The 23,137-nt window shown below is 69.5% G+C and carries 23 protein-coding genes; 8 read left to right on the top strand and 15 right to left on the bottom strand.

Going from position 1 to position 23,137, the window contains the following annotated elements; genetic code table 11:
• The first annotated feature begins 98 nt into the window (after nt 1-98).
• A complete protein-coding gene (locus QOZ99_RS14460) occupies nt 99-1,421 on the top strand; it encodes a cell wall hydrolase (protein WP_306890694.1) in 1,323 nt (440 codons plus the stop codon).
• Between the two features lie 788 nt (nt 1,422-2,209).
• Here QOZ99_RS14460 and QOZ99_RS14465 read toward each other — a convergent pair.
• The 6 genes from QOZ99_RS14465 to QOZ99_RS14490 form a co-directional block, all read right to left on the bottom strand.
• On the bottom strand, nt 2,210-2,692 hold the full coding sequence (locus tag QOZ99_RS14465) for a F0F1 ATP synthase subunit B family protein (RefSeq protein ID WP_183191321.1): 483 nt from the start codon (nt 2,690-2,692) through the stop codon (nt 2,210-2,212).
• 9 nt (nt 2,693-2,701) lie between these two features.
• Nucleotides 2,702-3,316, bottom strand: a complete 615-nt coding sequence (locus QOZ99_RS14470) for a F0F1 ATP synthase subunit B (RefSeq protein ID WP_306890695.1) — start codon at nt 3,314-3,316, stop codon at nt 2,702-2,704.
• 79 nt (nt 3,317-3,395) lie between these two features.
• The gene (locus QOZ99_RS14475; RefSeq protein WP_183191323.1) at nt 3,396-3,623 is read right to left on the bottom strand and encodes a F0F1 ATP synthase subunit C; all 228 of its coding nucleotides are present in this window, start codon (nt 3,621-3,623) and stop codon (nt 3,396-3,398) included.
• Nucleotides 3,624-3,687: 64 nt separating this feature from the next.
• The gene (locus tag QOZ99_RS14480; protein ID WP_306890774.1) at nt 3,688-4,437 is read right to left on the bottom strand and encodes a F0F1 ATP synthase subunit A; all 750 of its coding nucleotides are present in this window, start codon (nt 4,435-4,437) and stop codon (nt 3,688-3,690) included.
• A gap of 155 nt (nt 4,438-4,592) precedes the next feature.
• A complete protein-coding gene (locus tag QOZ99_RS14485; protein ID WP_306890696.1) occupies nt 4,593-4,976 on the bottom strand; it encodes an AtpZ/AtpI family protein in 384 nt (127 codons plus the stop codon).
• A gap of 293 nt (nt 4,977-5,269) precedes the next feature.
• Nucleotides 5,270-8,722 carry a chromosome segregation SMC family protein gene (locus QOZ99_RS14490; protein ID WP_306890775.1) on the bottom strand — a complete coding sequence of 1,151 codons (3,453 nt, stop codon included), beginning with the start codon at nt 8,720-8,722 and terminating at the stop codon, nt 5,270-5,272.
• Nucleotides 8,723-8,940: 218 nt separating this feature from the next.
• On the opposite strand from QOZ99_RS14490, the gene QOZ99_RS14495 reads away from it, so the two are divergent.
• The 3 genes from QOZ99_RS14495 to QOZ99_RS14505 all read left to right on the top strand — a co-directional run bounded on the left by QOZ99_RS14495 (nt 8,941) and on the right by QOZ99_RS14505 (nt 12,172).
• Nucleotides 8,941-9,492: an Lrp/AsnC family transcriptional regulator gene (locus tag QOZ99_RS14495; protein WP_306890697.1), complete on the top strand. Its 552-nt coding sequence runs from the start codon at nt 8,941-8,943 to the stop codon at nt 9,490-9,492.
• Nucleotides 9,493-9,619: 127 nt separating this feature from the next.
• Complete coding sequence (locus tag QOZ99_RS14500; protein ID WP_306890698.1) at nt 9,620-10,609, top strand: DMT family transporter; 990 nt, start codon at nt 9,620-9,622, stop codon at nt 10,607-10,609.
• A gap of 375 nt (nt 10,610-10,984) precedes the next feature.
• Nucleotides 10,985-12,172, top strand: a complete 1,188-nt coding sequence (locus tag QOZ99_RS14505) for a site-specific DNA-methyltransferase (RefSeq protein WP_306890699.1) — start codon at nt 10,985-10,987, stop codon at nt 12,170-12,172.
• Nucleotides 12,173-12,284: 112 nt separating this feature from the next.
• Here QOZ99_RS14505 and QOZ99_RS14510 read toward each other — a convergent pair whose 3' ends face one another.
• Nucleotides 12,285-12,473, bottom strand: a complete 189-nt coding sequence (locus tag QOZ99_RS14510; RefSeq protein ID WP_306890700.1) for a CsbD family protein — start codon at nt 12,471-12,473, stop codon at nt 12,285-12,287.
• Nucleotides 12,474-12,561: 88 nt separating this feature from the next.
• Complete coding sequence (mutY, locus tag QOZ99_RS14515; protein WP_306890701.1) at nt 12,562-13,659, bottom strand: A/G-specific adenine glycosylase; 1,098 nt, start codon at nt 13,657-13,659, stop codon at nt 12,562-12,564.
• 158 nt (nt 13,660-13,817) lie between these two features.
• Here mutY and QOZ99_RS14520 point away from each other — a divergent pair, with 158 nt between their 5' ends.
• Both QOZ99_RS14520 and QOZ99_RS14525 read left to right on the top strand, forming a co-directional pair.
• On the top strand, nt 13,818-14,477 hold the full coding sequence (locus tag QOZ99_RS14520) for a DUF721 domain-containing protein (protein WP_306890702.1): 660 nt from the start codon (nt 13,818-13,820) through the stop codon (nt 14,475-14,477).
• 103 nt (nt 14,478-14,580) lie between these two features.
• Nucleotides 14,581-15,267, top strand: coding sequence for a DsbA family protein (locus QOZ99_RS14525; RefSeq protein ID WP_306890703.1), 687 nt, complete (start codon nt 14,581-14,583; stop codon nt 15,265-15,267).
• A 208-nt stretch (nt 15,268-15,475) separates the two neighbouring features.
• Here the strand turns inward: QOZ99_RS14525 and QOZ99_RS14530 are convergent, their stop codons facing one another.
• A complete protein-coding gene (locus tag QOZ99_RS14530) occupies nt 15,476-15,976 on the bottom strand; it encodes a VOC family protein (RefSeq protein WP_306890704.1) in 501 nt (166 codons plus the stop codon).
• Nucleotides 15,973-17,085: a PA0069 family radical SAM protein gene (locus tag QOZ99_RS14535; protein ID WP_306890776.1), complete on the bottom strand. Its 1,113-nt coding sequence runs from the start codon at nt 17,083-17,085 to the stop codon at nt 15,973-15,975. The genes QOZ99_RS14530 and QOZ99_RS14535 overlap by 4 nt, the downstream gene beginning before the upstream one ends.
• A gap of 332 nt (nt 17,086-17,417) precedes the next feature.
• Here QOZ99_RS14535 and QOZ99_RS14540 point away from each other — a divergent pair, with 332 nt between their 5' ends.
• On the top strand, nt 17,418-17,999 hold the full coding sequence (locus QOZ99_RS14540; protein ID WP_306890705.1) for a glycosyltransferase family protein: 582 nt from the start codon (nt 17,418-17,420) through the stop codon (nt 17,997-17,999).
• 7 nt (nt 18,000-18,006) lie between these two features.
• Here QOZ99_RS14540 and moaB read toward each other — a convergent pair whose 3' ends face one another.
• The 4 genes from moaB to QOZ99_RS14560 all read right to left on the bottom strand — a co-directional run bounded on the left by moaB (nt 18,007) and on the right by QOZ99_RS14560 (nt 21,405).
• Nucleotides 18,007-18,582 carry a molybdenum cofactor biosynthesis protein B gene (moaB, locus tag QOZ99_RS14545; RefSeq protein WP_306890706.1) on the bottom strand — a complete coding sequence of 192 codons (576 nt, stop codon included), beginning with the start codon at nt 18,580-18,582 and terminating at the stop codon, nt 18,007-18,009.
• Nucleotides 18,583-18,652: 70 nt separating this feature from the next.
• Entirely contained in the window at nt 18,653-19,564 is a 912-nt protein-coding gene (ypfJ, locus tag QOZ99_RS14550) for a KPN_02809 family neutral zinc metallopeptidase (RefSeq protein ID WP_306890707.1), read from the bottom strand.
• 149 nt (nt 19,565-19,713) lie between these two features.
• On the bottom strand, nt 19,714-20,376 hold the full coding sequence (locus QOZ99_RS14555) for an alpha/beta hydrolase (protein WP_306890777.1): 663 nt from the start codon (nt 20,374-20,376) through the stop codon (nt 19,714-19,716).
• A 96-nt stretch (nt 20,377-20,472) separates the two neighbouring features.
• Entirely contained in the window at nt 20,473-21,405 is a 933-nt protein-coding gene (locus tag QOZ99_RS14560; protein WP_306890708.1) for a ring-cleaving dioxygenase, read from the bottom strand.
• Nucleotides 21,406-21,653: 248 nt separating this feature from the next.
• On the opposite strand from QOZ99_RS14560, the gene QOZ99_RS14565 reads away from it, so the two are divergent.
• Nucleotides 21,654-22,634, top strand: coding sequence for a LysR family transcriptional regulator (locus tag QOZ99_RS14565; protein WP_306890709.1), 981 nt, complete (start codon nt 21,654-21,656; stop codon nt 22,632-22,634).
• Here QOZ99_RS14565 and QOZ99_RS14570 read toward each other — a convergent pair.
• Entirely contained in the window at nt 22,624-23,070 is a 447-nt protein-coding gene (locus QOZ99_RS14570) for a MarR family winged helix-turn-helix transcriptional regulator (RefSeq protein WP_306890710.1), read from the bottom strand. The genes QOZ99_RS14565 and QOZ99_RS14570 overlap by 11 nt on opposite strands.
• Between the last annotated feature and the right edge of the window lie 67 nt (nt 23,071-23,137).

The following is a 23,137-nucleotide window of genomic DNA, read 5'->3' on the forward strand; positions in this document are numbered from 1 at the left end:
CCATAAGGCGTCACCTGCTGAGGCTTGCCCGTCACCGGCAGGCCACGCAGCGGGGCGGCGATGTTGTACAGGCGTTTTGAATGTGGGCTGGGGCACCGATGGATAGCCAGAGCGCAAGGGCGGCCGTGCTGATTGCCCTTCTCGTGGGCGGCAGCAGCGCCATCGGACCGCAGGACATCACCGGCCGCATGGCTCGCCATCCCGGCATCGCCGAGCGTGCCCGCCTCACCATTCTGTCCAATTCGCTGCACACCCTGAAATTGGCTAGCTTCGCCTGGCCGGCCGGCCCTTCCCTGATTTCCGGATCCGTCATCGGCGAACCGCCCGCCGCGTCGCTGCAGCGCGCCGACGCCAACCACCGCGACAAGACCAACCTCTTGCCCCTCGACGAGGGCACGCGATCGGGCGCCGGCCCGCTCGGGCTCGCCGGCCGCTCGACCGGTGCCGGCACCGGCGGTGTAAGCCTTGTCGGCTCGGGCAGCAGCACCGGTGGAACCGGGACCGCCGGCACCGGAAAGGCCGGGCTCGGCACCGCGGGCGCGGGCACCACCGATCAGCCGGACATGGCCGGCATCGGTACGGAAATCGAGGAATCGGAGGGCGGCGAGGAGGACACGCCGGATATTGCCGCCCGACATAACGAGGGCATCTATTCGTTGTCCGCCGGCGACCCGACCGGCGACCCCACCCAGTTGGAAGCCGACGGCCCCGCCGTGGCGCTGGGCGGGGACACGGATGCCGAGGATGCCACGATCGGCACGACGGGGCGCAGCGAGGGCGCCGAGACCGGAACCGCTGCGGCGGCCGACGACCATCTCCCCCTCTATCGCCAGTCAGCCTTCATCTTCGGCTATGACAGTTCTGCCCTGCCGCCGCAGCCCTTTCTCCATCTCGATGGTGGCGAGGGCGAGGAGGGCGGCTCCGGCACGCTGGCGCGGGGCGAGGCGGATGCCACCGCCCGCGTGTCCAGCGGCCCGAGCCCGGCCGAACGCCTCGGCCTTGACGGCAAGCGCCGCGAGCGCTCGGAGAAATGCCTGGCCGAGGCCGTCTATTTCGAGAGCCGCGGCGAACCCGTGCGCGGGCAGGTCGCCGTCGCGCAGGTGGTGATGAACCGGGTATTCTCCGGCTATTACCCCGCCGATATCTGCCGCGCCGTGTACCAGAACGCCAACCGCAAGTTCGCCTGCCAGTTCACCTTTGCCTGCGACAATGTGCGCGACCTCGTCACGGAGCCGCGCCTGTGGAAACAGGCCCGGCAGATCGCCGCGGACATGCTCGACGGCCTGATCTGGGACGAGAAGGTGGGGCGCGCGACGCATTATCATGCACAGTCGGTGCACCCGAGATGGATCCGCGAGATGCGCCAGCTCGACCAGATCGGCGAGCACACCTTCTACCGTCCCCGCCGCTGGACAGGATGAGGCGCGGGCGGACGCCGCCGTCCATTCGCGGTCCGCGGCCGCGCCGACTGCCGGCTGAACGCCGGCTGAATTCCGGGACATTCCGACGCTTCTGCCGGCGCCCGATCCCGGCGGGAGGCCCAGAGCCGGCCCGAAGCCTATGGGGCTGCACGGGTGAAAAGCCGAATGGCGGGTCAGCCACCCCTCCAAAGTGGGCGGCCGGTTCCCGGGAGGGCTTGTCACGCGTTCGGCGCGGCGCATCTGGAGCCGGCCAATGCCCTTCCAACGGCCCTCGGCTCCGGCCGCGCGCGAGGCATCGCCGCGCGCGAGGCATCGGTTGCATACACTCTGGCGAAAATGCCTGCGGCGCTGTGTTGAACATCGGCAGGCACAGGACAGCCGTGACCCACCGTTGCCGGTCCGTTGGTCCGGCGCGCCCGCGGCGCGCAGGTCTTGAGTGGGCGCAGGTCTTGAGTGGGCGCAGGTCTTGAGTGGGCGCAGGTCTTGAGCCCGAGCGTCGTCCGGTCCCGCGCGGACCGCCTCGGCGAGGCTCTCCGGCCAACCGCCTCGCCTCCGCTGGCCGGATAGGGCCGCGCGAGATCCGATCACCCGCGATCCCCACAGTCGCCGCATGCCTTGCTCGATCGCCGCTGGCGACGGATCCGGTCGCCGATGGCGATCCTCCCCATGGCGCAGCCCGGCGCCCTTCCGATCAAGGCACGCAAGACGCCGGATCGCCAAACGAAAAGGCCCGGCGTGAGCCGGGCCTTTCGGGATCCGATCGAGAAAGGCGAAGGTGCGCGCCTGGCTCAGTTGAGCTTCGACTTCACCTCGGAAACCGCGGAGGTCAGGATCCGGTCCGCCGTCGCGCCCACCACATTGGCGGTCAGCAGCGTCTCGGCCGCCTTGACGGCGGCCTCGGCGGCCGCGGCCTTGACATCGGCCACCGCCTGCTGCTCGGCCTGAGCGATCTTCTGCTCGGCCATCTTGGTGCGGCGGACGATGAGATCGTCGAGCTTCTGCTTCGCTTCCGACGCCAGCCGCTCCGCCTCGGCCTTCGCGGTGGTGATGATGGCCTCGGCTTCGGCCTCGGCCTCACGCTGGCGGCGCTTGTATTCAGCCACCAGCTTGTGCGCCTCGTCCTTCAGCCGGCGGGCCTCTTCCAGCTCCTGCCGGATACGGTCGCCACGCGAGTCAAGCTTGGCCGCCATGCTCGAAAAGCCGCCGGCCCGGACGACGATCGCCATGAAGACGATGAAGGCCACGGCGACCCAGAAAGTATCGCTACCCATGGCGCGTCCTCAGCTCTTGATGGCGGTGTCGACCGCCGCCTCGACCGCGCCCGGGGCGGGCACGGTGCCGATCAGCTCACCCACGATGGCGCCGGCCGCGTCCACGGCGATGCCGCGCACATTGGACATGGCCGCCGTCTTGGTCGCCGCGATCTGCTGCTCGGCGGCCGCCAGTTTGGCCGACAGCTCGGCCTCCAGCGACTTGCGGCTCGCCTCGGCATCCGCCGTGAGCTTGTCGCGCGTCTCGGTGGCGATGCCATGTGCCTTGTTGCGGGCACCGGCGAGCGCCTTCTCATAGGCCACCGCCGCCGCCTCGCTCTCGGCCTTCAGCTTGCCGGCCTCCTCGAGGTCGTCGGCGATGCGATCATGCCGTTCCTCGAGAATATTGGCGATGCGCGGCAGGGCGATGCGGCTCATCAGCAGGTAGAGCGCGCCGAACGCGATCGCCAGCCAGACAAGCTGCGAGGGAAAGGTATGGACGTCAAAGGGCGGAAACCCGCCGCCATGCGCTTCCGCTGGAGGCACTGCAATCTCCACGCCGCTCTCCGCCGGCAACGTGCCCGGCGCAGGCGTTCCCGCCTGGGCTATGACGAATGTACCGGCCGGACCTTGGGCCTCGGACATGGTTCAGGCTTCCTCAGTCAATGGGGACGTCGTGCGGCACGAGGGCATGTCGCGAGCGCCATGCCCTCGCGGCAGGGCGTCAGACCACGAACAGCAGAACCAGCGCGACGACCAGCGCGAAGATGCCGAGACCTTCCGCGAGCGCCGCACCGATGAAGGCGCGGGCGAACTGGCCATCGGCCGCCGACGGGTTGCGCAGCGCGCCCGAGAGGAAGCTGCCGAAGATGTTACCCACGCCGATAGCGGCAAGGCCCATGCCGAGACAAGCGAGACCGGCGCCGAGGAACTTGGCGGCAATCGGATCCATGGTCTTCTCCTATTTGAATTCGCTGAGTGAGTTGAAGGCTGGATGAGGTCCCGCGACGCGCCGATCAGTGGCCCGGATGCAGAGCGTCGTTGAGATAGATGCAGGTCAGCACCGCGAAGACGTAGGCCTGCAGGAAAGCGACAAGGAATTCGAGCGCGGTGAGCGCCACGACCATGGCAAGCGGCAGCACGGCGCCGAGCCAGCCGGCAATGCCCGCGCTGGTCATCATCACGATGAAGCCCGCGAACACCTTCATGGCGATGTGGCCGGCGAGCATGTTGGCGAACAGGCGCAGCGACAGGCTGATGGGCCGCGAGAGGAACGAGATCAGCTCGATCACGACCATGAAGGGCAACAGGAAGGCCGGCACGCCCGAGGGCACGAACAGGTGCAGGAAATGGGTGCCGTGGCGGACGAAGCCGTAAATGATGACCGTCAGGATCACCAGCAGCGCCAGCGCGGCGGTGACGATGAGATGGCTGGTGACGGTGAACGAATACGGGATCATGCCGACGAAATTCGCCGTCAGCACGAAGATGAAGAGCGAGAACACGAGGGGGAAGAACTTCATCCCCTCATTGCCGGCCGTGCTGCGCACGGTCGAGGCGACGAACTCGTAGGACAGCTCGGCAAGCGACTGCAGGCGGTTGGGCACCAGCGTGCGGCCGCGCGTCGCGAAGGTGAGGAAGAAGAACACCAGCGCCACGATGCCGAACATGAAGGCGGCGGAATTGGTGAAGGCGAGCTCGACGCCCCCCGGAGCTCCCAGGTCCACGATCTTGTGGATCTGGAACTGGTGGATCGGATCGATCACGGTTCCGCTGGCCATCGCCGGTCGTTGCCCTCAAACGTGGCGCCGCAGGGCGCCCGCCCCTGTCTCAGACACCCGCCCCGAGGCCGGCATCGCTCGAAATTTCGTTGACGGACCCGCCGCAAGGCCGGCCGTCGCATCCCCACGTCACGCTCGCGTCACGCCCCGCCCTTCGGCGGCGTCTTCGGCCCGGTTTCCCCGGCAGCGCGCAGCATATTCATGATTCCCGCGCCGAAGCCCAGAAGCATGAACCCGATCATCCCCCACGGCGTGATGCCAAGGAGCCGGTCGATCGCCCAGCCGAGGCCGGCGCCCACCAGGACCCCCGCGACAAACTCGCTTCCCAAACGGAAAGCGAGCGCCATGCCGGCCGAAGAGGACGTCCGGTCCGGGACCTTTGACGCCTTCTCTTCCGCTTGCCGCTCGGCACGCACCTTGTCCAGCGCGCTGCCCAGCCCGCTTAGCCGGCCCGAGAGCTCGGTGTCGGAAACCTCCGGCCGGCCTGAGTCCTTTTGGCCGTCCGTTCTGTCCCGGTCGCCCATGATCTATGCTCAGTCCTTGCCGGAGAAGGATTTCCCATCCCCGAAACCGGGCGCACCATAGTGATCGGCCCAAGGGGTGTCAAGAACGTGAACTCATGTTTTAAGCATTTGAAAAATATGGAGAAAAGCAACAGGGGACGCTCTGTCGCAGGCATTGCGCCACACCGCCTCGCACCAAGGGAAGGCAGAGGGCGGAGGATCGCCGTGTTTTTGGCATGCCAGCGGCGCCTGAGGAATACGCCGAACACCCCCCTGCGCCTCGTCCCCGGCCTGCCGCCGCCGGCATGGCGCGTTCAGCTCGCCTCACGATAGGTCTCGGCTGTGGCGAGATCGACCGAGACGAGCTTGGACACGCCGCGCTCGGCCATGGTCACGCCGAACAACCGGTTCATGCGGCTCATGGTGATGGGGTTATGCGTAATCGTGATGAAACGCGTCTCGGTGAGGCGGCGCATCTCGTCCAGAAGGTTGCAAAATCGCTCGACATTCGAGTCGTCGAGCGGCGCATCCACCTCGTCGAGCACGCAGATCGGCGCCGGATTGGTGAGGAATACCGCGAAGATGAGTGCCATGGCGGTGAGCGCCTGCTCGCCCCCTGAAAGCAGCGAGAGCGATTGCGGCTTCTTGCCCGGCGGCTTGGCGATGATGTCGAGCCCCGCCTCCAGCGGGTCGTCCGAATCGGTCAGCACGAGCCGTGCCTCGCCACCCCCGAACAGCGTACCGAACAATTGCTGGAAATGCCCGTCGACCACGGTGAAACTGGCCTGCAGCCGTTCGCGTGCCTCACGATTGAGGCTGTAAATGCCCTGGCGCAGCCGCTTGATCGCTTCCGTCAGGTCCTCGCGCTCGGCCGAGAGGCCCTGCTGCTGGCCCTCGACCTCGGCCAGTTCCTCCTCGGCGCGCAGATTGACCGCGCCCAGCCGCTCGCGCTCGCGCTTCAGCCGGTCGAGATCGGTCTCGACCGTCGCGGCGTCGGGCAGCGGCGCGTCGGCCTCCAGCCCGGCAATGGCGCGCGCGCTGTCCGGCGGGCCGTCGAGACTGTCGGAAATCTCACGCAGCAGCTGCTCGCGGCGCTCGCGTGCGGCATCCAGCCGCGCCTCGCCCCGCGCGCGCTCCTCGCGCGCCACCGCGAGCGCGTCGAGCGCGGCGCGGGCCGCCCGCTCGGCCTCGACCTGCGCGCCCTCACTGCTGGCGAGGCGATCAGCTGATTCGCGTCGCGCGGCCTCGGCCCGGGCGATCTCGTCGAGCAGGGCGCGGCGGCGGGCGGCAAAGGCCGCCGGGGCCTCGTCGAACGCCGCACGCTCCTCGGCGGCTTCCTCGACGCGCGCCTCCAGCGCAGCCACCCGCTCGCCGGTGCCGCTGGCGCGGGCCTGCCACGAGGCCCGCTCGCCGGCGATCGCCTGCAGGCGGCGCACGCGCTGCTCGCGCTCGCGGGTGAGCCCCTCGGCGCGGGCTCTCGCTTCCGCCAGCGCCGCACGATCCTGTGCCACGCGGCTGCGCGCCTCGACCAGATGCGCCTCGCTCTCCATTCCAGCCGGCAGTTCGGCCAGCTGCGCCTGCGCAGCCGCGAGACCGGCGGCGCTGGCGGTGCGCTCCGTCTCCAGCCGATCGAGGCTCGCCGCCAGCGCGGAAAGCTTGGCCTCCTGCTCGGCCGCCTGGCGCTCGGCGCGGGCGAGATCGTCACGCGCCGCCTCCATGGCGCGCAGCGCCGCGCGCCTCGCCTCGCGGGCAGCATTCTCGCGCGAGCCGGCCGCGCGCAGGGCCGCCTCGGCACTTTCCAGCACGCGGCGGTGATTTCCCACCTCGGCGCGCGCCGCGATTCGCTCCGCCTCGATATCGGCCAGCCGGTTGCGCTCGGCGAGGCGGCGCGCGGCGGCGGTCGGCGCATCGGCCGCGGCGGTCAGCCCGTCCCAGCGCCACAGGTCGCCCTCGCGCGAGACCAGCCGCTGGCCCGGGCGCAACTGGGCCGCAAGGCGCGCGCCCTCGCTCCGTTCGACCACTCCGATCTGCGCGAGGCGGCGCGCCAGTTCGGCCGGCGCCTCGACATGACGGGCGAGCGTCTCGGCGCCCGCAGGCAGCGGCGCATCGCCGTCATCGCAGGTCAGCGCCCAGTGCACGGGCGCCTCGACCTCGGCCGGGGCGTCGAGATCATCGCCCAGCGCCGCGCCGAGCGCGGTCTCGAAGCCGCGCGCCACGCGGATCTGGTCGATCACCGGCGCCCAGCGGCGCGGCGCGCCGACATCGAGCAGCTTGGCGAGGGTGCGGGCCTCGGTGTCGAGCCGCTGGGCCACGCGCTCGGCCTCGGCGAGCGGACGGCGGGCGTGATCGAGCGCGGCGCGGGCTTCCACATGGGCGGCTTCCGCCTCCTGCGCCGCCGCCTCGGCGGCCTCGAACGCCTCGCGGGTGATTTCGGCGCTGGCGCGGCGCTCCTCAAGGCGCACGCCGTCGACGCCCGCCTCCAGCCGGCGCCGCTCCTCGGCGAGCTGGGCGACATCGCGCTCCAGCCGGGCATGGCGCTCGCCCGCCTCGCGCACCGAGCGCTCCAGCGCCCCGCGCCGGGCGGTGCGTTCGGCATGGGTGGCGGTGGCCTCGGTGAAGGCGCGCTCCGATTCGGCCAGCGCCTGCGCGGCGTCCTCGCGCGCCTCGCCCGCCTCTCCCTCGGCTTCCGCCGCTTCTTCCTGATGGGCGGCGAGTTCCTCGGCTTCCTCGGCCAGCCGGCCCAGCACGCTGCCGGCATCGGCGGCGAGCGCGCGCTCGCGCTCCATGTCGCCGGCAAGCTGGGACAGGCGGCGATCCAGCTCGGCGCGGCGGGCGCCGGCGCGCGCCTCCTCCCGGTCAAGCTCGCCCTGCGCCAGCGTCAGACGCTGCAGGGCGGCCGCGCTCGCGGCATCGGCCTCGCGCAGCGCCGGCAACCCATGGGCGGCGATGGCGGCAAGCCGGGCGCTGTCGCCCTGTTGCACGGTGCACTCCGCGACGGACCGCACCGCGAGGTCGAGCGCGCGGCTCGCCTCGTTCAGTGCCCCGGAGGCCTCCAGCCAGCGCAGCCAGAACAGCGTCGCCTCCGCCGTGCGAATATCGGTGGAGACCGCGCGGTAGCGCGCCGCCTGGCGCGCCTGGCGGCGCAGCGCGTCGAGCTGGCTGGTGATCTGGCCGATCACGTCGTCGAGCCGGGTGAGATTGGCTTCGGCGGCGCGCAGGCGCATTTCCGCCTCGTGCCGGCGGGCATGCAGGCCGGCAACGCCCGCCGCCTCTTCCAGCAGCCGCCGGCGAGCCGTGGGCTTGGCCCCGACGATCTCGCCGATCTGCCCCTGTCGCACCATGGACGGCGAGCGCGAGCCCGAGGAGGCATCGGCGAACAGCATCTGCACGTCGCGCGCGCGCGCCTCGCGCCCATTGATGCGATAGGCGGAGCCCTGCTCGCGCTCGATGCGCCGGGAGATTTCCAGCAGGTCGGCATCGTTGAACACCGCCGGCGCCGAGCGATCGCCATTGTCGACGACGAGCACCACTTCCGCGGTATTGCGCGAGGGGCGCGTGGTGGTGCCGCCGAAAATGACGTCGTCCATCCCCTCGGCGCGCATCGCCTTGTAGGAATTCTCGCCCATCACCCAGCGCAGCGCCTCGACCAGATTCGACTTGCCGCAGCCATTCGGGCCCACCACGCCGGTGAGGCCGGGCTCGATCAGCATGTCGGTCGGCTCGACGAAGGTCTTGAAGCCGGTGAGACGCAGGCGGGTGAATTTCATGTCCCGAGGGTGCCGCTCCGCGACCACAAGTTCAAGTGGCATCGAGGGGACGATCCACGACATGTTGCGTGGCGCACGGCTCCGCGCCTCCTGTGATGGCGGATCGCGCGGCCGGTCAGAAAGGCTGACCAAAGACGAATTGCCGGAAGGCGGCTTCTGCCGGCAGATTGGGCGTCGACGAACCATCCTGCCCTTGAATCCCGACATGGAGGCAGAACATGCGCCCACCCGTGCTCGACATGTTCGATCTGCGCATCCTGCGCGAATTGCAGGAGGATGGCCGCCTCACCAACGCGGAACTCTCCGAGCGCATCGGCCTCTCGCCCTCGCCCTGCCTGCGGCGCACCCGCCGGCTGGAGGAGGAAGGGCTGATCGCCGGCTACCAGGCGCGGCTGGGCGCCCCGCGGCTCGGGCTTGGCGTGCTCGCCTTCATCCATGTGCATCTGGAGCGGCAGGTCGACGCGGCCGCGCGCGACTTCGAGGCGGCGGTGCTGGCGCTGCCGCAGGTCATTGCCTGCCATAGCGTGACCGGCGACAGCGATTACCTCCTGCATGTGGTCTGCGAGGATCTGGAGGGCTTCGCGCATTTCGCCCATGACATCTTGATGGGCCTGCCGGGCGTGCGCGGGGTGCGCTCCTCGCTGGCGCTGAAGCGGGTAAAGGAGAGCCAGCGCCTGCCGCTCGACCACCTGCGTGCCGGGCCCGCCGCCCCCGAATCCGCTGCTGAAAAGCTGGGCAACGACAGCCCGAGCCCAAAAAGGCGGCCCTGACGGCAGAATCTGCCTTGCCGGCCTTTTTCGCCTCCCGAGAACGCAAGGACATGCCGAGTTAGGTCAACTACACTGACCTATATCGACATCATCCTTCACGGACACGGGACATCCCGGGAGGCGCGTCATGGCATTCGTCGCAGACATGTTGACGCCGTTCGTGTCGCGCACCGCCGGCACGGCACGCGAAGGCCTCGCGCGCTCGCCGGCCGCGCTGGCCGTGCTGGCGCTGTCGGGGGCGGCGCTGCTCTGGTCCGGCAATTTCCTGGCCGGCCATCTCGCCTCCGGCCTCATCCCGCCGGCGACGCTCTCCGCCGCCCGCTGGCTGCTGGCGCTCCTTCTGCTCCTGCCCTTCACCTGGCGCGAAATCCGTGCCCAGCGGGCGGAAATCGCCCGCCGCTGGCCGCTCTGGATCGCCGCGGGCGTGCTCAACATCGCCGTGTTCACGGTGCTCATCTATATGGGCCTCGCCCATACCAGCCTGGTCAACGGCTCCATTATCGGCTCGGCGGCGCCCATCGTGGTGGGGCTGTTCGGCTGGCTCATCCTCGCCGAGCGCACGGGCCTGCGCACCCGCCTCGCGCTCGCCATTTCCACCGCCGGCGTCGCGCTGATCGTGCTGCGCGGCGATATCGGCAATCTCGCCCGCCTCGACCTGCATTTCGGCGACCTGATGCTGTTCCTCGGCATCGCCGCCTTCGCACTTTATGCGGTGCTGCTGAAGCGCTTTCCCACCCGCCTCTCGGCCGCCGCCGCGCTCACCGTCTCCATTCCCTTCGGGCTCATCGCGCTCGCCCCCATCGCGGCGTGGGAGATCGCCGCCGGCGGCCTCGCCACCGGCGGGCTGAGCCCGGCCGATCTCGGCCACGCCGCGCTGATCGTGGTCTATGTCGCGAGCCTGCCCACGCTCGGCTTCGTGCTGTGGGGACGCGGCGTCGCCGTGCTCGGCCCGACCCGCGCCGGCCAGTTCCTGCAACTCGTGCCGGTCTTCGGCACCGCGCTGGCCGTGGGCGTTCTGGGCGAGGCGCTGAGCCTGCACCATGCGCTCGGCTTCGCTCTCGTGCTCGCCGGCCTCGCTTTGTGCGACCGCCGCCTGCCCCAGCCCGCCCGCGGCTGACGCGCGCGCCCCTTCGGCGACGACGCCCGAACGGCCATCCGCCGCGGGAAACCGGGAATGGCGATGAACACGGCGTTGATCCGCCGCAAATCGATCCGCCGGCAATGCCGGCCGGCGATCCCCCCCCCCCGCATGAGGCGGATCGCCCTCTCCGCTCCACCTGTCACGCCGCCCACGCGTGAACGCTCCCGCCTCGGACGGCACGGACGCAAACGTGATCCGCCCGCGAGACGCGGCATGACATTGCGCCGGCGGGGATTTCCCTGAGTTTGGTGATGGCGGTTTACCCGGTCTTTACCCTGACCGGCGGAGATTGTGGATGCGCGTTCCGTTGCGTTCGAGTTCTGTTGCGTCACCAGAGTCAGGTAGCCGTCCATGAAGGTGGTTCATAGCGGGGGAGCCCGTCGGGCATCCCGGACCGGGTCCCGTAATGCCGGAATCGATGCGTCCACGTCGCCGGACGGCCTGCCGCTCGACACCATCCTGCGTGGGGATTGTGTCGCCCAACTGTCGCGCCTGCCGGCGCGCTCGGTCGACCTCGTCTTCGCCGACCCCCCCTATAATCTCCAGCTGCAGGGCGAGCTGAAGCGGCCCGACGACAGCCGGGTCGACGCGGTGGACGACGCGTGGGACAAATTCGAGAGCTTCGAGGCCTATGACGCGTTCACCCGCGCCTGGCTGCTGGCCGTGCGCCGCGTGCTCAAGCCCACCGGCACGCTGTGGGTGATCGGCTCCTATCACAACATCTTCCGCGTCGGCGCGATGCTGCAGGATCTCGATTTCTGGATCCTCAACGACATCGTCTGGCGCAAGACCAACCCGATGCCGAATTTCCGCGGCCGGCGCTTCACCAATGCGCATGAGACGATGATCTGGGCCGCGCGCGAACCGGGCGCCAAGGGCTACACCTTCAATTACGAGGCGCTGAAGGCGGCCAATGAGGATGTGCAGATGCGCTCCGACTGGCTGTTCCCCATCTGCTCGGGCCATGAGCGCCTGAAGGACGAGACCGGCCACAAGGTGCACCCGACGCAGAAGCCCGAGGCCCTGCTGGCCCGTGTCATCCTCTCCGCCTCCAAGGCGGGTGATGTGGTGCTCGATCCCTTCCTCGGCTCCGGCACCACGGCGGCGGTGGCCAAGCGGCTCGGCCGCCGTTTCATCGGCATCGAGCGCGACGCGACCTATGCCGATGCCGCGCAGGCCCGCATCGATGCGGTCGAGACGCTGCCCGACCTCGCCCTCGCCACCGCCCCGACCGCGCGCGAGGCGCCACGCATTGCCTTCAACGCGCTGATCGAGCGTGGCCTGCTCATGCCCGGCACGCTGCTGACCGATGCCAAGTCGCGGGTGCGCGCGCTGGTGCGGGCCGACGGCATGCTGTCGCTGGAGACCGCGCCGGGCCTTGGCCAGATCGGTTCCATCCATCGCGCCGGTGCCATCGCCCAGGGGCTGGATGCCTGCAATGGCTGGACCTACTGGCACATGGACACGCGCGAAGGGCTGAGACCGATCGATTCGCTGCGCGCGCGGGTCCGCTCGGAAATGGCGCTCGCCGCCGAGTGAGTGGGGGATGAGGTGCCGGGCGAACCGGCTCACATGAAAAAGGCCGCCTCGCGGCGGCCTTTGTCCGGTGGGTCGGACCTTCGCCGTCAAGCGGCCCGAACCTGCAGGGAGGTCAGAGATTGGCGGCCTTCTTGACCGCATCCTTGGCCTTGCCGACGGCCTGCTGGCCCTCGCCCTTCAGCTCCTGGACCTTGCCTTCGGCTTCCAGCTTCTCGGAGCCGGTCATCTTGCCGACGCCCTGCTTCACATTGCCGATGGCCTCGTTGGCGAGACCCTTGGCCTTATCCGCGGCGCTACCCATCGTTGCATTCTCCATGTCTGCCGCCTTCATCAGCGGCCTGCCGGAATAACGCGCGACCCCCAGCGAAGTTCAATCGAACGGCGGCAACTTAACCGATATACTCCAATACCTTACGCATGACCGAGGGAAAGGCCTCGGCATCGAAGCCCTCCGGCCGCACCCATCGATGCCCCTTGGGCGCGGGCGTGAGGGCCGGCGCACGCGCCCGCCAGATGGCGAGTTCCAGCGCGAAATGGCTGAACACGTGACCGACCGCGGCATTGAGCGGCTGCCATTCCAGCGCCATCGGCGCCGCGAGGGCGGGATCGGCCGGGCCGCCTTCGACCCAGTCCGTGGAGGGCACCTCGCTCATGCCGCCGAGCAGCCCGCGCGGCGGGCGCGAGCGCACCAGCACCGCCCCATCGGCCCGCACCGCGAGGAAGGCGACGCCTTGCCGGGTCGGGCGCACGGACTTCGCCGCCTTCACCGGGTAGCGCTCGGGCGCGCCGGCCGCATGGGCAGCGCAACTCCCCTGCCACGGGCAGAGCGCGCAGGCCGGCTTGCGCGGCGTGCACAGGGTAGCGCCGAGATCCATCATCGCCTGCGCGAAATCGCCGTGGCGGGTCTCCGGCAGCAAGGTGAGCGCCAGCGCGCGCAGCCGTGCCTTCGCCCTGGGAAGCGCCTCCTCCACCGCGAACAACCGCGCGAGAACACGCTCCCAATTGCCATCGACCGCCGCCGCCCGGCGCTCGAAGGCGATGGAGGCGATGGCTGCCGCGGTATAGGGGCCGATGCCCGGTAGTTCGAGCAGCGCCGCCTCGGTGTCAGGGAATGCCCCGCCATGGCGCTCCACCACGGCGCGGGCGCAGGCGTGCAGGTTGCGGGCGCGGGCGTAATAGCCGAGCCCCGCCCAGGCCGAGAGCACTTCTTCCAGGGGCGCGGCGGCCAGCGCCTTGACGCTCGGCCAGCGCGCGAGGAAGGCCGCGTAATAGGGCGCGACCGTCACGACCGTGGTCTGCTGCAACATGATCTCGGAGAGGAAGACGCGGTAGGGATCCTGCCGCGTGCCCGGCTCGGCGCGCCAGGGCAGCCGCCGCTGGTGCCGGTCATACCAGGCGAGCAGCGCGCCGGGATCCGGTGCCGACATCGCGGCCGGGCGGGAGGGATCGGGTCGCGGGGGAATGGCTGGATCGGCGGGGCGCGGCATGCCATCTTCTAGCTTGGGATCCGCCTAAAGTGGTTCGCCTGCCTTGCGCCGGCAAGGCTTATCCGCAACAGACTTGGTCCTTACCGGCCTGCCCGCGCCGCGCATGCCGCCCGAACCTTACCCGGCCGGGCCTCACCAACCGGAATATCCCCGCCCGCATGTCCCGCCTTCCGACCATTCCGTCCCGAGACGCTCCCATTCGCAAGCCGCACGCGAAGCCATACGCCCGCGGGCGCCGGGGGCCGGCCCCTCTCGCCGACCTGATCGACGCGACCATCGCCGAGAGCTGCCGCCAGCGCGGCATCGCCTCGGTCGAGATCGTCACGCGCTGGGCGGACATTGTCGGCGAGACGCTGGCCGCGCGCGCGCTGCCGATCAAGCTCGCCTGGCCGACGCGCGCGGAGAATGTGGAACCGGGCGTGCTGCATGTGCGGGTGGAGGGCGGTTACGCCATCGAATTGCAGCACGACGCGCCTGTGGTGATCGAGCGGGTGAACCGCTATTTCGGCTGGCGCTGCATCGGGCGGCTGGCGCTGCGCCAGGGTCCGGTGGCCGCGCTGCGCCCCGTTCGGCGCCGTTTCATCGAGCCCGATGCCGCCGAATGCGGCGCGGTCGCCCGCCGGCTCGGCGCCTTCGAGGATGATGCGCTCGCAGGGGCGCTGGCCCGGCTCGGGGCGCTGGTCGCGCGCGAACGCGGCGACCTCGGGGCGTCAGTCGCGCGCGAACGCGGCGACCTGGGGGCGCCGTCGCCGCGCGCGCGCGGCGACACGGCACCGTCCGGCGTGACAAAGCGCCCCGATTCGTTCACGCAGCGGTGACGTGGACGGCAGCTGCCGTACCGTTGCCATGTTCGCGCGCTGCCTGTACGCGCTTTGATAGTCTGACGCCGGCGTCCGTCCGGCCTTCCCCTGGAGACCGACCATGATCGACCGCCGTCGCTTTATCGAAGGGCTCGGCACCGCGGCCCTTACCACCGCCGCGCTCGTCGCGCTTTCCGGGCCGGACGCGCTGAATTTCGGCAAGATGTCGTTCATCGGCGCCGCCGAGGCGCAGACGGTCGATGCCGCCAAGCTGCTGGAACCGGGCCCGCTGCCCGACCAGGTGCTGGGCAAGGCCGATGCGCCCGTCACCATCATCGAATATGCCTCGATGACCTGCGGCCACTGCGCGCATTTCCATGCCACCACCTTTCCGGTGCTGAAGGAAAAATACATCGACACCGGCAAGGTGCGCTTCATCCTGCGCGAATTCCCGCTCGATATCGTCGCCAAGGCCGCCTTCATGCTGGCCCGCTGCGCTGGCGAGGGGAAATACTATCCCCTGACCGACACGCTGTTCGACAACCAGAAGGCCTGGGCCTTCAACAACAACCCCGCCCAGGCCCTGCTCGCCATCGCCAAGCAGAGCGGCATGACCGAACAGCAGTTCAACGCCTGTCTGAACGATGCCAAGCTCGCCGGCCAGATCGACGAGGTTGCCCAGCGCGGCGCCAAGGAATTCGGCATCGATTCGACGCCGACCTTCTTCGTCAACGGCAAGAAGATTTCCGGCGCCATGACCCCGGAAGAGCTGGACAAGGAACTGGCCCCGCTGCTCGGCGCGAACTGAACCGGCGGCGCACCGTCGCGTCGCACGGGGATAGGCCGCGCCGGCCGTGCCCTTCCCGGCACGCGCGGCTCGTCGGCCGGCGGGTGCCCATACGTCGGCGGCGGCCAGTTCCCGGATACGCGCCGGGATATGCGCGCCGCCAGCCGAAGCGTCCCATCGCAATGCCCGGCCCCGGCCGGGCATTGTCATATCCGCCCTATGCGCCGGCTCAGTCCGGCAGGGTGAGCCGGCCGTCCGGCCCGAGCGCGAAGCCGGGATTATGGGCGATCTCCCAGGGATAACCGTCGGGATCGGCGACATAGCCGCTATAGCCGCCCCAGAAGGTCGGCTGGGCCGGTCGCAGCGCCCGCCCGCCGGCGGCCACGGCGCGAATGAGCGTGGCGTCGACCTCCGCCGGGCTCATCCGGTTGCAGGCCAGCGCCATCCCGCCGAACGCGCCCGGCCGTCCCGGCACCACCCCGGCCTCGGCGGCCAGTTCGTGGCGCGGGTAAAGCGAGAGCACCACCGCCCCGGCCGCGAAGAAGGCCACGCCATCGGCCTCGCGCAGCCGGCGCGCGAGGCCGAGCGCCTCGTAGAAGGCGATCGAGCGCGCCAGATCGACCACGCCCAGCGTGACCAGGGAAACGTGCAGCGGCGCGATGGCACGCCGTGCCGGCACCGGTACGCTCCCCTCATTCAGCCCGTCATTCATGATGGCTGCCGTGCTCATGTAGCCTCCCCGAACAGCGACAATTGCTCACCCTTCTGCGGCGGGCGGCGGAAATGGCGTGTCGTCAGCCGCAGATGGCGCTTGTTGAGCCCGAGCCGCTCCGTCGCGATCTCGAAACGGCGGGCCATGGTCCAGGCATAGGGACCCGTGCCGGTCATGCGCTGGCCGAAGGTCGAATCATATTCCTTGCCGCCATGCAGATCCTTCAGCAGCGAGAGCACATGGCGGTAGCGGTCCGGGAAATGCGCGAGCAGCCATTCCTTGAACAGGTCGCGGATCTCCAGCGGCACGCGCAGCATGACATAGCCGGCCTCGCTCGCCCCGGCCGCGACGGCGGCGTCCAGGATGCGCTCCATTTCCGCGTCGGTCACCGCCGGAATCACCGGCGCCACCAGCACGGCGGTCGGCACGCCCGCCTCGCTGAGCCGGCGGATCGTGTCGATCCGCCGCGCGGGCGTCGCGGCGCGCGGCTCCATGATGCGGGCGAGCTTGGGGTCGAGCGAGGTGACGGAAAGCGCCACCTTGGCGAGGCCGCGCGCGGCCATGGGGGCGAGGATGTCGAGGTCGCGCAGCACCAGCGCGGACTTGGTGACGATGCCGACCGGATGGCCGAAATCGCTCAGCACTTCCAGAATGCGCCGCGTCAGCCGCCACTCGCGCTCGATCGGCTGGTAGCCGTCCGTGTTGATGCCGAGCGCGATGGTGCGCGGCTCATAGCCGGGCTTGGCCAGTTCCTTGGCGAGCAGTTCCGGCGCGTCCGGCTTGGCGAACAGCTTGGTCTCGAAATCGAGCCCGGCGGACAGGCCCTGATAGGCATGGGTCGGCCGCGCGAAACAGTAGACGCAGCCATGCTCGCAGCCGCGATAGGGGTTGATCGAACGGTCGAAGCCGACATCGGGGGAATCGTTGCGGTTGATGATGGTGCGCGGCTTCTCCACCGTCACGCTGGTGCGGAAGGGCGGCAGCTCGTCGAGGCTCTGCCAGCCATCGTCGAACGCCTCGCGCGCGTGCGGCTCGAACCGGCCCGCCGCGTTGGAGACCGCGCCGCGCCCGCGCCGGCGCTCGCCATCGATGACCGCCGGCGCCATCGCCTCGGGCAGCACGTCCATTTCCGACACGGTGGAAAGGTCGCGCGCCGCCGCGCGGCTCTCTTCCTCGCGGCGCGCCCGGCGCTCCTGCGCCAGCCGGCCGAGATGCTTTGGCGGCACGCGCGCGCCGGCGGCAGAAGGGATATCGAGGGTGCGACGTTCCATGCCCACGGTTTTAAACCGGACACAGGAACATATCAAGAACACATATCGATCTATGTCACATGGCGCTATACGCCAGCAGTCGGGTGCGATAGGCAGGTTGAGACGCGCCGCCGGTTTCGCCCACCGGTTTTCGTCCGCCGGTTTCCTGCATGATTCCGAACCGTTACGTCCAAGGAGTGGCTCAACGCGTGATCTCGGTGGTCATTCCCACGGGCGAGAGCCACAGACTGCTGGTGCCCACCCTCGCCGCGCTGGTCCCCGGCGCCGCCGCCGGCGTGGTGCGCGAGGTGCTGCTCGTTGACGCCAGCGCCTCCGCCGATGTCGAGGAGATTGCCGACGCGGCGGGCTGCGAATATCTGCGTGGCACCGCCGACATGGGCGCGCGGCTGCGGCAGGGCGCCGAAGCCGCGTCCTCGCCCTGGCTGATGTTCCTCTCGCCCGCCGCGCTGCTGCAGGATGGCTGGACGCGCGAGGTGCACACCTTCGCCGAGCAGAGCGAACGGATGGATGCCAGCGGGCGCCGCGCCGCCACGTTCCGCCTCGCTCTCGACGGGTTCGGCGTCACGCCCCGCCTTCGTGAAGCGCTGGCGGTGGGCCGCCACGCGCTCACCGGGCGGCCGCGCCCCGAGCAGGGCCTGCTGATCCACCGCCGCTTCTATGACGAGTTGGGCGGCCACCGGCCCGGCCCGCAATCCATGCGGCGCCTGATGGCGAAGACCGGCCGGGGGCGCCTCGTGCTGCTGCGCTCGCAGATCCTGCTGCCACAATAGCGCGGCGTCAGGCCGGCGCGCGCAGCTTGCCGCGCTTCAGGTGCTCGTCGAGCCGCGGCAGGATTTCCACGAAATTGCAGGGCCCGTGACGGATGTCGAGTTGCTGGGCCAGAATGCCGTCCCAGCCGTCGCGACAGGCGCCGGGCGAGCCCGGCAGGCAGAAGATGTAGGTGGAATTGGCCACCCCCGCCGTCGCGCGGCTCTGCAGCGTGGACGTGCCGATCTTCTGGAAGGAGATCAGGTGGAAAATAGTCGAGAAGCCTTCCATGCGCTTCTCGAACAAAGGCTCCACCGCTTCCGGCGTGACATCGCGGCCGGTGAAGCCGGTGCCGCCGGTGGTGATGACGACATCAACCGAGGTATCGGCGATCCAGCCGGCGACGCGGGCGCGGATGTCATCCACCTCGTCCGGCACGATGGCGCGCTCCGCCAGCCGATGACCCGCCGCCTCCAGCCGCTCCACCAGCGTGTTGCCCGAGCGATCATCGGCAGATGTGCGGGTGTCGGAAATGGTCAGCACCGCGATGGCCAGCGGGACGAAGGGCTTGTCGGTCGAATCGGCACGCGTCGAACCGGCACTCATGGAAGACCTCGCGGATGGAAGACGTCGCGGACACCTCGCGCGGCGAAGCGCGTCGCACGAAAAACGCGCGTCAGCTCCGCCCCTGGAAGGTGTTGCACTGCTTCATGGACCCGCTTTCCAGCCCCGTGCGGAACCATCGCACGCGCTGGGCCGACGTGCCATGGGTGAAGCTGTCCGGCACCACCTGGCCCTGCTGCTGCTTCTGCAGCCGATCGTCGCCGATGGCGGAGGCGGCGTTGAGCGCCTCCTCGATGTCGCCTTCCTCGAGAACCTTCCACTTGGCATCGGCATGGTGCGCCCAGACGCCGGCGAGGCAATCGGCCATCAGTTCAACCCGCACGGACAGCGCGTTGGCCTCCGTGCGGGAGACCTCGCGCTGGCGCGCCTGCACCTTGGCGAGCAGGCCGATCTGGTTCTCGACGTGATGGCCGACCTCATGGGCAATGACATAGGCGGCGGCGAAATCGCCCGGCGCGTTGAAGCGCTGTTTCATCTCGTTGAAGAAAGACGTGTCGAGATAGATCTTCTCGTCAAGCGGGCAATAGAACGGCCCCATGGCCGACTGGGCGGCGCCGCAGGCCGAGCGCGTGCCACCGGTGAACAGCACGAGGCCGGGATCCTTGTAGGTGGCGCCCTGCGCCTTGAAGATAGGCGTCCACACATCCTCGGTCTGCGCCAGCACGGCGGCCGCGAACTGGCCGAGCTGGTCCTGCGGCGCGGCGCGCGAGGAAGGCGCGGGCGCCTGACGCTGCGGCTGGCTGGTGCTGGCTTGATCGCCGCCGCCCATGAGAATCTCGGCACCACCGATCAGCACGGCCGGATTGATGCCGGTCGCCCAGGCGATCAGCCCGACGACGATGAGCCCGCCAATGCCGAGACCGCCGCGCCCGCCCGGCATGCGCCCGCCGAAGCCGCCGCCCGAGCCGCCGTCACCGCGCCGATCCTCGACATTGTCGCTGCGCCGGAAGTCTTCCCACCGCATCGTCGCCTCCTCGGCCGGCACGGACGCCCGCCATCACGATCCCCACCGACCATACTGGCCAGCGCGGCCGTGATCCAGCCGCACCACAGCGGCAATGCGCTCGGGCGCCGCCGGTTCCATGGTGCGGCGGCGCCCGAGGGACATTGGCCTCACCGGGTCGGGGCGGAAAGCCCTTCGATGAACTGGTGCGTCAGGCTGAGATCGGGCGAGGAGAGCCCGTGACCGGCCGGCAGAATCCGGTGCGTCACCCGCGCGCCGGCCGCCTCAAGGGCTGCGGCGAGGCGGGCGGCATTCTCCGCCGGCACGATCGGATCGCTGTCGCCGGACAGCATGAGCACCGGCACGGCGTCGATCACCGCCGCAGGCGGCTGGCGGAAGGGCGACATGGCGCGCAGCAGCACCGCGCCCGAGAGCACCCCCGGCCGCAGCATGAGCAGGGCGGCGGCGATGTTGGCGCCGTTGGAGAAGCCGAGCGCCACCGGTGCCGCCAGACCATGCTCGGCCCGCGCGGCCTCGACGAAATCGGCGAGTTCATGCGTGCGCCGCGCAAGGTCCTCCTCATCGAACACCCCTTCCGCGAAACGGCGGAAGAAGCGGTTCGCGCCACCCTCGCTCACCTTGCCGCGCGGCGAGAGCAGCGCCGCGCCCGGCGCCACACGCTGGCCGAGGCCGATGAGGTCGTCCTCGCTGCCGCCGGTGCCGTGCAGCAGCAGGAGCGGCGGGCGCCCCGGGGCGGAGGCCGGCACATAGCGATGGATGAAGCTGGCGACCGCCGACGCGCGGCCGGTCGCAGTCGAATCGGTAACACTCATCGAATCGGGAACACTCATGGCACCCTCCTGTCGGATGATGGTGGCGGCATGCGCCCCGCCGCACGAAGGCGCGGCGGGGCGCTGGAGCAATCAGGCTCAGGCGATCTCGGGGAGCACCGCCTCGATCTGGCGGCGGCGGCCTTCCAGGAAATCCGGCAGCTTCAGCGCTTCGCCGAGCGTGGTGCGCGGCTCGTCGGCATCGAAGCCGGGAACGTCGGTGGCGATCTCGAACAGGACGTGGCCGGGTTCGCGGAAATAGACCGAGCGGAAATAGTTGCGGTCCTTCTGCTCCGTGGTGTGGATGCCGTGATTCTCGACCAGCTTGCGCACCATCTCCTCCTGCGCCGCGTCGTCGGCCGCGCGGAAGGCGATGTGGTGCACCGAGCCGCCGCCCATGCGGGCCGGCAGGAAGCCGCCGGCCTCATGGATGTCGACAATACCGCCAATATCCGTGCCCTCGGCCTTGAAGCGCACCAGCGAGCCCTCGCGGCCGATTTCCTTGAAGCCGAATATGTCGGTGAGGATGGCGCCGGTGGGCGCGGCCTCGGCGAGCAGCAGATTCACGCTGTGGAAGCCGCGAATCGCATGCTCGGCCGGCACGTCGGTGCCGATCCAGGCCGCCTCGTTCTCGATGCCGGGAACGCCGATCAGCGAGAGGCGCATGCCGTGCGGGTCCTTGAAGGCAAGGACCGTCTCGCCGAAGCGGTGCACGATCGGCTGGTGGACGATGCCCTTCTCGATGAAGCGCTGCGTCCAGTAGCCGATGGAGCCCGCCGGCACGCGGAAGGCGGTCTCCTGCGTCTCGCCGATGCCGAGGCGGCCGGGCGCCACATGGTCCCACGGGAAGAAGGTGAGAATGGTGCCGGGCGCTCCGGCCTCATCACCGTAATAGAAGTGATAGGTGCCCGGATCGTCGAAATTGACGGTCTTCTTGACCAGACGCAGACCCAGCGCGCGGGTGTAGAACTCGACATTGCGGCGGGCGTTGCCGGCGATCGCCGTCACGTGATGGATGCCATTGCGGTTCATGATGCGGCCCTCGGGTGGAGCGCGATCCGCGCTCGGTTGGTGCGGTTGAGCGCGGTCTGCGCCCTGATTTGGTGGTGAGCACGTCGCCGCGCTCGTCATGGGCAGAAGATAACCCGGCACACACGCAATGCCATGGCCTATCAATTGCGTTGACGCAATCTCACTCCTGCTGCTATGGTGAGGAACGTCCAAAATCCTGGAATTCACGAGACACCGCAAAAGCTTATCGACATCTTGGGAGAACGAGCGTGGCGGAGCCCTTCAAGAATCTCGGCTGGGACGATTTCCGCCTGATCAAGGCGGTCGCGGATGCGCGCGGGCTGCCTGCCGCCGCCGCCGCCATCGGCGTCAATCATTCCACCGTGTTCCGCCGCCTCAAGCAGATCGAGGAATCGCTGGGGTCCGCGCTGTTCGAGCGCCACCGCACCGGCTATGCGCTCACCCCCGCCGGCGAGGAAATGGTGGCGCTGGCCAACCGGCTGGACGAGGAGATCACCGCGGCGGCGCGCAAGCTGGCCGGACGCGAGCCCGCTCCATCAGGCGAACTGCGCGTGACAACGCCGGATTCGCTGCTCATCCATTTGCTGATGCCAATGCTCGCCACCTTCCGCGAGCGCTACCCCGAGGTGCGGCTCGATATCGTTCTGAGCAACCAGGCGCTGAACCTCTCCAAGCGCGATGCCGACGTGGCGGTGCGCGCCACCGATCATCCCCCGGAAAATCTGGTCGGCCGCCGGGTCGCGCGCATCGCCTGGGCGCTGTACGGGCGGGCGCAGGACTTCCCCACGCCGGGCGATGTGACCAAGGACCAGCTGGATGCCCGCAACTGGGTCTCGCTCGGCGACACGCTCGGCGCGCTCAAAGCCGTGAAATTCGTGCAGGAGAATGTCGCGCCCGAACGCGTCGCCTACAAGATCAACAGCGTGCTGGGCCTTGCCGAGGCGGTGGAGGCGGGCCTGGGCATCGGCCACATTCCCTGCCTCATCGGTGATTCACGCCCCTCGCTGGTGCGGCTGGCGCCGCCCGACGACGATTATGCCGCCGATCTGTGGCTGCTGACCCACCCGGACCTGCGGCATTCGCCGCGCGTGCGCGCCTTTCTGGATTTTCTCGCGGTGGAGATCGCCCGGCACCGCCGCTTCATCGAGGGAGAAGCCGGCCATCAGCGCGATGTGCCGCTCATCGATCCGCCGCACGAGGCATCATCCGCGCGCGAGACTATGACTTGACCCGGGCGATCAGCGTGTCGCGGACGCGTGTCAGATCGTCGGTCAGGGCGTGAATGGCCGGACCGTCCCGCTCGATACAGGCCCCGATCCGGGCCGGGATGCCTTCCGCCTCGCCACGCAGCGCGCGGCCCTTGTCGGTGAGATGGATGCGCACCTGCCGCTCGTCGACGGCGTCGCGCACGCGCCGCACCAGCCCCGCCGCTTCCATGCGCTTGAGCAGGGGAGTGAGCGTGTTGGTCTCAAGCATGAGCCGCTCGCCGATCTGGCCCACGGTCACGCCGTCCTGCGTCCACAGCGTCACCATCGCGAGATATTGCGGATAGGTGAGTCCAAGCCGGTCCAGCAGGGGCTTGTAGACGCGATTGAAAGCGTGATTGGCCGAATAGACGGCAAAGCACAGGAACGTGTCGAGCTTCAGTAGTTCGTCTTCAGACATGGCGACCGCAGCTGGCTTGTTCCCCGCAGCCTGCCTTGTGCCCATCGCCACCACAAGCGGGATTTTG

The organism is Ancylobacter amanitiformis (assembly GCF_030814815.1).
Lineage (GTDB): Bacteria > Pseudomonadota > Alphaproteobacteria > Rhizobiales > Xanthobacteraceae > Ancylobacter > Ancylobacter amanitiformis.